Origin of the sequence: Qipengyuania flava (assembly GCF_019448255.1) — a bacterium.
Taxonomy (GTDB): Bacteria; Pseudomonadota; Alphaproteobacteria; order Sphingomonadales; family Sphingomonadaceae; genus Qipengyuania; species Qipengyuania flava_A.
Map to the genome: position 1 here is coordinate 2,206,615 of NZ_CP080410.1, position 10,919 is coordinate 2,217,533.

At 64.0% G+C, this 10,919-nt stretch carries 14 protein-coding genes; 4 read left to right on the forward strand and 10 right to left on the reverse strand.

What is annotated here, in order from left to right; translation table 11 throughout:
* Positions 1–124: 124 nt before the first annotated feature.
* From KUV82_RS10945 to rpmF, 3 genes are read right to left on the reverse strand one after another with little or no spacing between them, the layout of a single operon-like run.
* A complete protein-coding gene (locus KUV82_RS10945) occupies positions 125–1,090 on the reverse strand; it encodes a beta-ketoacyl-ACP synthase III (protein ID WP_219954304.1) in 966 nt (321 codons plus the stop codon).
* The gene (gene plsX, locus KUV82_RS10950) at positions 1,087–2,124 is read right to left on the reverse strand and encodes a phosphate acyltransferase PlsX (protein ID WP_219954305.1); all 1,038 of its coding nucleotides are present in this window, start codon (positions 2,122–2,124) and stop codon (positions 1,087–1,089) included. The genes KUV82_RS10945 and plsX overlap by 4 nt, the downstream gene beginning before the upstream one ends.
* A 27-nt stretch (positions 2,125–2,151) precedes the next feature.
* The gene (gene rpmF, locus KUV82_RS10955; RefSeq protein WP_067464131.1) at positions 2,152–2,331 is read right to left on the reverse strand and encodes a 50S ribosomal protein L32; all 180 of its coding nucleotides are present in this window, start codon (positions 2,329–2,331) and stop codon (positions 2,152–2,154) included.
* A gap of 240 nt (positions 2,332–2,571) precedes the next feature.
* On the opposite strand from rpmF, the gene KUV82_RS10960 reads away from it, so the two are divergent.
* Entirely contained in the window at positions 2,572–2,970 is a 399-nt protein-coding gene (locus KUV82_RS10960) for an MAPEG family protein (RefSeq protein ID WP_219954306.1), read from the forward strand.
* Positions 2,971–3,130: 160 nt separating this feature from the next.
* Here KUV82_RS10960 and KUV82_RS10965 read toward each other — a convergent pair whose 3' ends face one another.
* The gene (locus tag KUV82_RS10965; protein ID WP_219956304.1) at positions 3,131–3,772 is read right to left on the reverse strand and encodes an MBL fold metallo-hydrolase; all 642 of its coding nucleotides are present in this window, start codon (positions 3,770–3,772) and stop codon (positions 3,131–3,133) included.
* Between the two features lie 121 nt (positions 3,773–3,893).
* On the opposite strand from KUV82_RS10965, the gene KUV82_RS10970 reads away from it, so the two are divergent.
* A complete protein-coding gene (locus KUV82_RS10970) occupies positions 3,894–4,262 on the forward strand; it encodes a hypothetical protein (protein WP_219954307.1) in 369 nt (122 codons plus the stop codon).
* A 4-nt stretch (positions 4,263–4,266) separates the two neighbouring features.
* Here the strand turns inward: KUV82_RS10970 and KUV82_RS10975 are convergent, their stop codons facing one another.
* Positions 4,267–4,542: a hypothetical protein gene (locus KUV82_RS10975; RefSeq protein ID WP_219954308.1), complete on the reverse strand. Its 276-nt coding sequence runs from the start codon at positions 4,540–4,542 to the stop codon at positions 4,267–4,269.
* Complete coding sequence (locus KUV82_RS10980; protein WP_219954309.1) at positions 4,539–5,216, reverse strand: LexA family transcriptional regulator; 678 nt, start codon at positions 5,214–5,216, stop codon at positions 4,539–4,541. Before KUV82_RS10980 ends, KUV82_RS10975 begins: the two co-directional genes overlap by 4 nt.
* A 111-nt stretch (positions 5,217–5,327) precedes the next feature.
* Here KUV82_RS10980 and KUV82_RS10985 point away from each other — a divergent pair, with 111 nt between their 5' ends.
* The gene (locus KUV82_RS10985; RefSeq protein ID WP_219954310.1) at positions 5,328–5,543 is read left to right on the forward strand and encodes a hypothetical protein; all 216 of its coding nucleotides are present in this window, start codon (positions 5,328–5,330) and stop codon (positions 5,541–5,543) included.
* Positions 5,533–5,886 carry a hypothetical protein gene (locus tag KUV82_RS10990; protein ID WP_219954311.1) on the forward strand — a complete coding sequence of 118 codons (354 nt, stop codon included), beginning with the start codon at positions 5,533–5,535 and terminating at the stop codon, positions 5,884–5,886. The genes KUV82_RS10985 and KUV82_RS10990 overlap by 11 nt, the downstream gene beginning before the upstream one ends.
* Positions 5,887–6,378: 492 nt before the next feature.
* Here the strand turns inward: KUV82_RS10990 and KUV82_RS10995 are convergent, their stop codons facing one another.
* The 4 genes from KUV82_RS10995 to KUV82_RS11010 all read right to left on the reverse strand — a co-directional run bounded on the left by KUV82_RS10995 (position 6,379) and on the right by KUV82_RS11010 (position 10,828).
* Positions 6,379–7,812 carry an aldehyde dehydrogenase family protein gene (locus KUV82_RS10995; protein WP_219954312.1) on the reverse strand — a complete coding sequence of 478 codons (1,434 nt, stop codon included), beginning with the start codon at positions 7,810–7,812 and terminating at the stop codon, positions 6,379–6,381.
* 24 nt (positions 7,813–7,836) lie between these two features.
* Complete coding sequence (locus KUV82_RS11000) at positions 7,837–9,492, reverse strand: acetolactate synthase large subunit (RefSeq protein WP_219954313.1); 1,656 nt, start codon at positions 9,490–9,492, stop codon at positions 7,837–7,839.
* Positions 9,493–9,605: 113 nt separating this feature from the next.
* Positions 9,606–10,544 carry a D-2-hydroxyacid dehydrogenase gene (locus tag KUV82_RS11005; RefSeq protein WP_219954314.1) on the reverse strand — a complete coding sequence of 313 codons (939 nt, stop codon included), beginning with the start codon at positions 10,542–10,544 and terminating at the stop codon, positions 9,606–9,608.
* The gene (locus tag KUV82_RS11010) at positions 10,541–10,828 is read right to left on the reverse strand and encodes a hypothetical protein (protein WP_219954315.1); all 288 of its coding nucleotides are present in this window, start codon (positions 10,826–10,828) and stop codon (positions 10,541–10,543) included. The genes KUV82_RS11005 and KUV82_RS11010 overlap by 4 nt, the downstream gene beginning before the upstream one ends.
* Positions 10,829–10,919 lie beyond the last annotated feature (91 nt).

The following is a 10,919-nucleotide window of genomic DNA, read 5'->3' on the forward strand; positions in this document are numbered from 1 at the left end:
TATCCACGTTTATCCTTCCCCCAGACACGACCCTGAGCGAATTGCGACCCGCTGTTGAACTGTGACGGCGATAGAGACATTTGCGTTATTTCGCAATGCCATGGCTGCGGTTTTCGACCAGCGGTTACATGCGCGCGAGCGAAGCACCCCAGGTGAAGCCGCCACCCATCGCTTCGAACACGACGAGATCGCCCTTCTGGATGCGCCCGTCGCGCATGGCGGTATCAAGCGCGAGCGGCACCGAGGCCGCCGATGTGTTGGCGTGCTGGTCGACCGTGACGACGACTTTTTCGGCCGGCAAACCGAGCTTGCGAGCGGTTGCATCGAGGATGCGGGCGTTGGCCTGGTGCGGCACGACCCAGTCGATGTCGCCGGCGCTCATGCCCGTTTCCTCGAGCACTTCGCCCAGCACATCGGCAAGGTTCACCACGGCGTGGCGGAAGACCTCGCGGCCTTTCATGCGCAAGTGGCCGACCGTGCCCGTGGTCGAGGGGCCGCCATCGACATAGAGCATGTCCTTGTGCGCGCCTTCGGCGTGGAGCCGGCTGGCGAGGATACCGGGACCGTCCTCGGCCACATCCTGCGCTTCGAGCACCACGGCGCCCGCACCGTCACCGAACAGGACGCAGGTCGTGCGGTCCTCCCAGTCGAGGATGCGGCTGAAAGTTTCCGCGCCGATCACCAGCGCCTTTTGCGCCATGCCGGTGCGCAGCAGCGAATCGGCCGTGGCGAGTGCGTAGAGGAAGCCCGAACACACCGCCTGCACGTCGAAAGCCACCCCGCCGCCGCAGCCGAGCGCGGCCTGCACCTGGGTGGCGGTGGCGGGGAAGGTGTGGTCGGGCGTGGCCGTGGCCAGCACGATAAGACCGATCTCGGACGGATCGACGCCGGCCGCTTCCAGCGCCTTGCGCGCCGCTGCGGTGCCGAGCGTCGAGGTCGTTTCGCCCTCGCCCGCAATATAGCGTTGGCGAATGCCGGTGCGCTCGACAATCCACTCGTCCGTGGTGTCGACCCGCTGGGCCATCTCTTCGTTGGTGACGCAGGTTTCCGGGAGCGCCGAGCCCGTACCAATGATGACCGAGCGGATCATTTTGCCGCGAGGCTGCCCGAGTCGAGCGCGCCCAGGTCTTGCTTGATGCGGTTGGTAATGTCGTCCTCCAGCAGGCGCGCAGCGACTTCGACCGCGTTGGCGACGCCGAGCGCGTTGGCGCTGCCATGGCTTTTCACCACAACGCCGTTGAGGCCGAGGAAGACCGCGCCATTGTGGTTGTTCGGGTCGAGATGGTGCTTGAGCAGCTCGGTCGCCGGGCGCGAGACCAGGAAGCCGATCTTCGAACGCAGCGAGCTGGTGAAGGCGCTACGCAGCAGGTCGGTCACGAAGCGTGCGGTGCCTTCGATCGCCTTCAAGGCGATGTTGCCGGAAAAGCCGTCGGTCACCACGACATCGACGTCGCCGCGGTTGATCTTGTCGGCTTCGACATAGCCTTCGAAATCCATCGCGAGGCCGGTTGCAGCGCGCAGCGCTTCGGCAGCCGCCTGGATGTCTTCGGTGCCCTTGGTTTCTTCGGTGCCGATGTTGAGCAGGCGGGTGCGAGGGCGATCACGGCCGGTCACGATGCGCGAATAGGCGGCGCCCATGATCGCGAACTGCACGAGGTTACGCGCGTCGCATTCGCGGTTGGCGCCAAGGTCCAGCATGACGACATCATCGTCGGTCAACGTGGGCAGCAGCGCGGCGAGCGCGGGGCGATCGAGGCCCGGCATGGTGCGCAGCGCCAGCTTGCTCATCGCCATGAGTGCGCCGGTGTTGCCGGCCGAAACGGCAGCGCCGGCATCGCCCTGCTTCACCGCGTTGACGGCAAGGCCCATGCTGGTGGTCTTGGCACGGCGAAGCGCGCGGCTCGGCAGCTCGTCGCCGCCGACCACGTCGTCGCAGTGCAGGATTTCCGAAGCGCCGGCCATGCCGGGGTGCGATTCGAGCGCGGCCTTGATCCGCGTCTCGTCACCGACCAGCAGGAATTTGAACTTGTCGTGGCGATGCCGCGCGAGCGCGGCACCTTCGACCATCACGCGCACGCCTTCATCGCCGCCCATCGCATCGACAGCGATACGCGGCAGGCTCATGCGCAATCTCCGACTTGGCTTGTGGTCTTAAAGACCGACGGCGATGATTTCGCGGCCGTTGTAGTATCCGCAGTGCGGGCACAGGTTGTGCGGACGCTTGAGCTCACCACAGTTCGAGCACTCGTGATGCGCTTCGACCTTGAGCGAATCGTGTGCACGGCGGTTGCCGCGACGGTGGGGCGATACTTTCCTCTTGGGGACGGCCATGGCGGCACCTGTTCCTCAAACAATTACAATCAATTTCGGTGGCCGCCCTAGGGGAAGCTCCGGGAACGCACAAGAGCGCGTTGAGCCGAATATCCCGTCCGTGGCGGTGAAGGCGCGCGCTATAGCGAAATTCGCGGGGGATGCAACCCGCTACGCCCACGAGGAAGCGTTGCACGGCGATGCGCATCACCCTAGCACGCAGATGGGTTCGCAAACGAGAGATCACAAGGGAGGGATCGCATGGGAATTTTTCTGCCCGTTACACTGACCGCAGCGGCGGCAGCGGCCATCATCAACATCTGGCTCGCCGTGCGCGTCGGACAGATGCGCGGCGCCACCAAGACCATCCACGGCGACGATGCGGGCGGCCCGCTGACGCGCCGGATGCGCGCGCAGCTGAATTTCGTCGAGAACACGCCCTTCGTGCTGGCGCTGATCGCGGCGATCGAGCTGACCGGCAAGGGCGATCCCTGGCTGGCGTGGGTCGCGGGCCTCTACATGCTCGGCCGGGTCGCGCATGGCTTCGGCATGGACGCCGAAACCGGCACCAAGCCGCGCATGATCGGCACGCTGATCACCATGCTCACCCTGCTCGGCCTCGCCATCGTGGCGGCGCTGATTGCGATGGGTGTGATGTAAGAAGGAGTCTTTGTTGGGTGCGCCTTCGACATCCGTCGAAGGCTTGCTTTACCGACCCGCTCCCCCACCCGGCCACCCATAGAATACCGTGCCGTGGGTGGCCGGGTGGGGGAGCGGGGCGGTACAGCTAAGGGAAGCGCGGATGCGCTTCCCGCACGCCTCAGGAAAGCGCGTAATCGCTCACGAAGGCGTTGGTCTTGCGTTCCTGGCCGAAGGTGCTGGTCGGGCCGTGGCCGGGGATGAAGGTCACGTCGTCGCCCAGTGGCCACAGCTTCTGCGTGATCGCGTCGATCAAATCCTGGTGATTGCCCATCGGGAAATCGGTGCGCCCGATGCTGCCCTGGAACAAGACGTCGCCCACGATCGCGAACTTGCTCGGGCGGTGGAAGAAAACCACGTGGCCGGGCGTGTGGCCGGGGCAGTGGATCACCTCCAGCGTCAGCTCGCCGACTGTCACCGTGTCGCCATCGTCGAGCCAGCGATCGGGCTCGAACACCTGTCCGTTCACTCCGTATTTCGCGCCGTCCTCGTCGAGGCGGGAGATCCAGAAGCGGTCGCCTTCATGCGGGCCCTCGATTGTGAGGCCCAGCTCCTTCGCCAGCACGCCCGCTTCGCCACAATGGTCGATATGGCCGTGAGTGATGAGGATCTTTTCCAGCTCCACCCCGGTCTGCGCGACCGCCGCCTTGAGCTTGTCGAGATCGCCACCCGGATCGATCAGCGCGCCCTTCATGGTCTGCGTGCACCAGATCAGCGAGCAGTTCTGCTGCAGCGGGGTTACGGGGACGATTCCGGCGCGCATCGGCGGGCCTGCGGGTTTTTCGGTCGTATCGGTCATCGGTGGAGAAAATGGGCGGCTTCTTGACCGAAGACAAGCGCCAAGTGCCATACGATGCTAGTGAGTGGCCACAAGGAGAGGTCGGATGAAAACACCGCTAGCGATTCTCGGGAGCGCGCTCGCGCTGGCCGGCTGCCAGACCTACGGCGCCGAGCCCGCCCCAACGACGGCCGTCGCCAGTGCCGGTGAGGCGCCGCCGCATTACGTCACGGCGATCTGCGGCGAGTGCCATGCGGTGACCGACAATGCCGTCTCGCCCAACCCGCAGGCGCCCGGCTTTGCCGATATCGCCAACAGCCCGGGCCTGACGCGCGCCACGCTGGTCACCTTCCTGTCGGACGCGCACAATTACCCGATGCAGATGGATGTCGACCTGGTCGAAGAGGATATCGAGACCATCGCCGACTACATGATGACGCTGCAGTCGGAGGATTACGTGAAGCGGCCGGGCTAGGATATCACACCAGCTCCAATGCACGCAGCGCCAACGCGACTAATGGCACGCCTAGCCAGGCAGAGAACATACCGAAGATTAGGGTGAAGCCGAAGACTTCGTTGGACACCTTGCCACCGCCTAACGCGATGAACAGAACCAAGTAGAAGACCGCGAAAGCACCGGCCGTTTGCAGCCAGCTTGCCATCACCATCCCTTTTGCCAGTCCGACCGGAATGAAAACAAGGAGAGCGAGCACGACCAATCCCTGTCCAGTGCAGGCGCTCTTGAGCCCTTTCATACCCGTCCCCCTTTCCAGACCACGCGGCCGATCACTTCCACCTCCTCGCGGGCGAGGTCGATGGGGGCGTAGCTGTCGTTGGCGCTGATGAGGGTGATGCGGCCCGGCGCGCTGGCCTGCACCTGCTTGACGTGCAGCGCATCGCCGATGCGCACGACGTGGATTCCCTCGCCCTGCCGTTTGTTGCGGTCGACGAAAATTTCGTCCCCACTGCGCAGGGTCGGCTCCATGCTGTCCCCCTCAACCCGGATCGCGGAAAGGTCCGCGCCTTCCAGCCCCATTTCGCGCAGCCAGCGGCGGCTGAAACGGAAGGCATCGAAGGAAATTTCCTCTGCCGAGAACGCGCCCGGCCCGGCCGAGGCATCGAGCGCGAGGCGCGGCACTTCAACAAGGTCGTCGAGGCTGGGCGTCGGCGCGTAATCCGCCACCGTGCTGCGCGAGGTGTCGAAGGGCCGCGTTTGGATCACGCGCGGGGATTTGCCAAGAAATTCCGCGATCTTGCGCAGGTCCGGCTCGTCAAGGTGCCGCGGGCTGCCGCGCGCCACATATTGCTGCAGATAGGCCGGATTGCGCCCGATCAGGCGCGAAAGCGCGGCAAGGCTGGTGCCCTGCGCCTTGGCCAGGTCCTGAAGCCGTCCGCGGGCATGACGTTCGTCGCGTGAGATGTTTTCCATGAAATTTCCTATAGCATAGGATTTTTCCTAGACAAGTAGGATTTCAGTTGGAACATAAGCGGAACGAATCGCCTGATTCGTCAAATACGGCAATGATTTGGGGAGTGTTCCATGCTGATCCGCACGATCGAGAAATTCCTACGCCAGCACGATATGGCGGCGACCAAGTTCGGTCGGCTCGCCGCGCATGACCCGCGATTCGTGCTCGATCTGCGTATGGGCCGCGAACCGCGCGCGCCGACGGAGCAGCGCATCCGCGGCTTCATGGCCGGGTTCGAAGCCGCGCGCGACGCCGCGCCCGTGCAGGAGATCGCCCATGTCGGTTGAAGCCCCCCTCGCCCCGCCCCCGCGCAGCCGCCGAACCGCCGCCGACCGCGTGCGCGCCGCGCTCGCCGAGTTGCACGAGTACCGCGGACAGGTGCTCACCCACACGGAGAAAGCCTGGGCCAGCATCACCTTCGCCGGCACGCGCCACACGCTCGCGCTGCTTTTCGTCGGCGAGGAAGCAGTAGAGGCAGGCGAGCAATTCGTTGCCGCCCTGCCCGACCACGAATTCGCCATCCCCGGCCAGCTGGTCGCCGATGCAGGCGTGACCGAAGTCGAACACCGCCTGCTGCCGGAGCCGAGGCTGGTGGTGCAGTGCGAGCTGTTGCTGCTTGAGGAGGGGTGAATCGATCTGTGCGGACGTCTGCTGAAGGCGCGCAGCAATCTACACGGGAGAGGCCTGGAATGGGTGGTTAGCGGACGTTCGTCTTCAGCGCTCAAGACCTTGTTTCGCAAGCCTAATTAGATCTGGCAGTGCATTGCGAACCGCAGCGATTAGCTGAGCATTTTGCTCCCACTTTTCGTCGGCTGGGACGACATACGCTGGCGACTGGATAAGACAGGCTGCGACTATCTCTTGTCCCGGCCAAGAACCTGATCTCATGCTCTCGTTCTCACCCGTGTCAGGGCGTGTGGAAACCGCGACAGCCCCCATGCAGAGCTCGTCGTCGAGCTGTCTTACGTGCCACGGCCCTGTCGTCGCAGCTTCTTCCAAAGCCTCGAGCGCTTTCAAATCCTCAATTGTCATCAAATCAGACTAGGGTCCTGATTTGAGTCCGCAAGCGGATCGTTTGCCGACCGTCCGCTATTCGGCTGACGACACGCGGCCCCACCCCGATCACCCACGCCGGATCACCAGGTTCCGGATCTCGGTCATGTCCTCCATCGCGAACTTGATGCCTTCGCGGCCCAGCCCTGAATCCTTCACGCCGCCGTAGGGCATGTTGTCGACGCGGTAGCTGGGGACGTCGTTGATGACCACGCCGCCGACTTCGAGCCGGTCCCAGGCGTCGAACATCTTGAACAAGTCGCGCGTGAAGATGCCGGCCTGCAGACCGAAGGTGGAGCGGTTCACTTCCGCCAGCGCCTCGTCGAAGTCGGAGAACTTCTGCAGGATGGCGAGCGGGCCGAAGGCTTCCTCGTTCAGCGCTTTTGCATCCTTGTGCACGCCTTCGAGCAGCGTGGCTTCGAGCATGTTGCCCTCGCACGCGCCGCCGGTCAGCAGGCTTGCCCCGCCTTCCACCGCCTCGTCGATCCAGCCCTTGAGGCGGCTTGCTTCCTTCTCGGAAATCATCGGCCCGATAAAAGTATCGCGGTCCTTGGGATCGCCTGCGACGAGGGTCTTGGTCTTCTCGACCAGCATCTCCTTGAAGCTGTCGTAGACCTCCTCACGGATGAGGATGCGCTGCACCCCGATGCAGCTTTGCCCGCTCTGGTAGAAGGCGCCGAAGATGATCCGCTCGAGCGCGTCGTCGAGATCGGCATCGCGGTCGACGATGACCGCTGCGTTGCCGCCCAGTTCGAGCACGACCTTTTTCTTGCCGCTCTTGGCCTTCAAGTCCCAGCCGACGCCGGGCGAACCGGTGAAGCTGAGGAGCTTGAGGCGCTCGTCCTCGGTGAAGAGATCGGCCCCGTCGCGGCTGGCGGGCAGGATACTGAAAGCGCCTTCGGGAAGGTCGGTTTCCGCCAGCACCTCGCCCATGATGATCGCGCCGAGCGGGGTCTTGGAGGCCGGCTTCATGACGAAGGGGCAGCCCACCGCAATGGCCGGCGCGATCTTGTGAGCGGCGAGGTTCAGCGGGAAGTTGAACGGCGAAATGAAGCTGCACGGCCCGATCGGATAACGCTTCCAGATCGACTGGTAGCCCTTGGCGCGCTCGGAAATGTCGAGCGGCATGACCTCGCCATACATGCGCACCGATTCCTCGGCCGCGATGCGGAAGGTGTCGATCAGCCGCGTGACCTCGCCCTCGCTGTCCTTGATCGGCTTACCGGCTTCCACGCACAGCGCATAGGCAAGCTCGTCGAAGCGCTCGGTGAAGCGGTCGACGCAATGCTGGAGCACCGCCTGCCGCTCGTAGCTGGCGAGCCGCGCCATGGGCTCGGTTGCCGCCACGGCCCCGGCAATGGCCTCGTCGATGATCTCCGGGCTGGCCAGCGCGGTGCGAAAGGCCACCTCGCCGGTGAACTTGTCGGTCACCTCAAGGTCGGTGTTGGGCTGCGCGGCCTTGTTGTTGAGGTAGAGCGGGTAGGTGTCCTTCAGCGTGGGCATGGTGTCTCCTTCACCCCTTCAATCTCAAAGCTTCGCGCTCAGTTCCTTGATGTCCCTGTTGAGGATGCGGTCGTTCTCCGAATAATCGACCGGACAGTCGATCAGGTGCACCCCGGGCGTATTGCTGCAATGCGCGAGCAGGTCCTGCAGATGCGCGCTGCTTTCGACCCGGTGCCCCTTCGCACCATAGCTTTCGGCATAGGCGACGAAATCGGGATTGCCGTAGGTCAGGCCGAAGTCCTCGAAGCCCATGTTCGCCTGCTTCCAGCGGATCATGCCGTAAGCATCGTCGCGCAGGATCAGCACGGTCAGATTGAGGCCAAGGCGCACCGCAGTCTCCATCTCCTGGCTGTTCATCATGAAGCCGCCATCGCCGCAAATCGCCATCACCTTGCGGTCGGGATAGAGCATGGCGCTCATCATCGCGCTCGGCAGGCCTGCGCCCATGGTGGCGAGCGCGTTGTCGAGCAGCACGGTGTTGGGGAGGTACGCCTGGTAGCAGCGGGCGAACCAGATCTTGTAGACCCCGTTGTCGAGACAGATGATCCCGTCATCGGGCATGGCCTGGCGGATGCTGCGCACCAAATGCGGCGGAAAAATCGGAAACCGCGCGTCGTCGGCGAGGTCCTTCGTATGGGCGACCTCGGCCTCGCGGTAGCGGGTCAGCGAACCGCTTTCCCAGTGGTCCTGCTTCGTGATCGCTTCCTTGATCTGCCACACGGCGTTGGCGATATCGCCGATCACCTCGATCTGCGGGAAATAGACCGGGTCGACCTCGGCGGTCTTGGTGCTGACATGGATCACCGTGTGACCGCTGTCGTGCATGAAAAAGGGCGGCTTTTCGATGACGTCATGGCCCACGTTGACGATGACGTCGGCCTCCTCGATCGCGCGGTGGCAGAAGTCTCCGGCAGAAAGCGCCGCGCAGCCGAGAAACAGCGGGTGCCGCTCGTCGAGCACGCCCTTGCCCATCTGCGTGGTGACGAAGGGAATGCCGGTCTTCTCGACGAATTCGCCGAGCATCTTGCCGGTCATCTTGCGGTTCGCCCCTGCACCGATGACGAGGATCGGCTTCTTCGCCTGTTCCAGCGCCGCGACGGCCTGCGCCACGGCCTTGGGTTCGGCGCTCGGGCGGCGGGCCAGGCTGCGCGCGATAGGCGTCGCATCGGCCGGTTCCTCGGCAATGTCCTCGGGCAGTTCGAGATGCACCGCGCCCGGCTTTTCCTCTTCCGCCAGGCGATAGGCCTCGCGCACACGGCTCGGGATGTTGTCGCCCGAGTGCAGCTGGCGGGTGTATTTCGTGATCGGATCCATCATCGCGACCACGTCCAGGATCTGGAACTGGCCCTGCTTCGATTTCTTGATCGGCTTTTGCCCGGTGATCATCATCATCGGCATGCCGCCCAATTGCGCATAGGCGGCGGCGGTGACGAAGTTCGTCGCCCCCGGCCCCAGCGTGGCGATGCACACGCCGGTCTTGCCCGTGTGCCGGCCATAGGTGGCAGCCATGAAGCCGGCACCCTGTTCGTGCCGGGTCAGGACGAGCTTGATCTGCTTCGATCGGCTGAGGCTGTCGAGAAAGTCGAGGTTCTCTTCACCGGGTACGCCGAAGATGTATTCACACCCTTCGGCTTCGAGGCATTCGATGAAAAGGTCGGATGCTTTTCGGGTGTCGGCCATGTGTCGCAAATCTCCCCCTCTGACCTGTCCTTGTCGGGACAGGCTTCCATTCGCGACCATGGCGCGTGCGGTTACACGTCGCGCAGGCGGCCTATCAGACGGGAGGGGGCGAGTCAGTAGCCGAGGTCGAGATCGAGCCGCGGCTCGACCGGCTCACCCTTTTGCCAGCGTTCGAGATTCTCGACGAAGCGATCGGCGGAGCGCTGGAACATCTTGGTCTGCGCCCGGCCCGACAGGTGCATGGTGACCTGCGCGTCCTCAAGATCCCACAGCGGGTGGTCTTCGGGCAGCGGTTCGGGATCGGTCACGTCGAGCAGCGCAGCCTCGATGGACTTCTGCTTGAGGGCATCGACCAGTGCATCCTGATCCACCACATCGCCGCGCGCGATGTTCACCAGCACGCCGTTGGGCCGCATCGCCGCAAGCTCGGATGCGCCGATCATGCCCTTCGTCTCCTCGGTCGAGGGGACGGCAAGCACGACCCAGTCGAATTCGCCAAGCCGGCCGCGCCATTCGCCGGGCTTCAGCGCATCATCGGCACCCGAACGGCGTACGGGGACGACCTTCATGTCGAACGCTTCGAGCCGCGTCTTCACCAGCTGGCCGATTGCGCCAAGGCCGAGCAGCAGCACCCGCTCGCCCGAAAGTTCGCGCTTGCCCGGGCTGTCGAGCAGCCATTCGTGCCGCTCCTGCGCGCGCACGACCTCGCGGTAGCCCTTGGCGTGGGCGAGCATCAGCATCACGACGTATTCGGCGATGGTGATGGCGTTGATCCCGACCCCGTTGGTCACGACAACCCCGCGCTGCTTCAAGACGTCGAGAGGCATGAAATCGAGGCCGGCGTAGATCGAGTTCATCCATTTGAGGTTGGTCGCGGCGTGCGCGATCTCGACCATCGGTTCCTTTTCGTTGAGGTCGAACCAGCCGATTTCCGCCTCCGGCGCAAACTCCAGAGCCTGTTCCTTGCTGGCGAACCATAGCGGCTCGACCCAATCGGGCAGGCGCGGTTCGACGAGCGGGCGGATCAGGGCGGACAGGACGGCTTTTGTCATGGCGTGGGACGAAAGGCGAAAAATGCCGCCAGTGCAAGCACCGGCAACCCGGCGAGGTCCACAATCGCAATCCGGCGAAGCGAAGGCGGCGCGCCATTGGCGAAGTAGAGGAGTAGGAAAGAACCCATGCTGATTGCCGTGACAATGACGGCAAGCCGTCGTCCTTCTGGCACGAACGCCGCCCATAAACACGCCGCGAATACTGCCAGGAATAGCGCGGCCCTGTGTTGCAAGAGGAGAAACAGCGGGTCGTTTGCCGCGATACCGTAGAGCGTCGTAAGCATCCCCGGACGAAAGAGCGCCAAGGCGGGCAGAGCGTGGACTGCTGCGAGTACGAGCCAAGAGATAGGTTGCAACATGCAACCCTTGTAGACC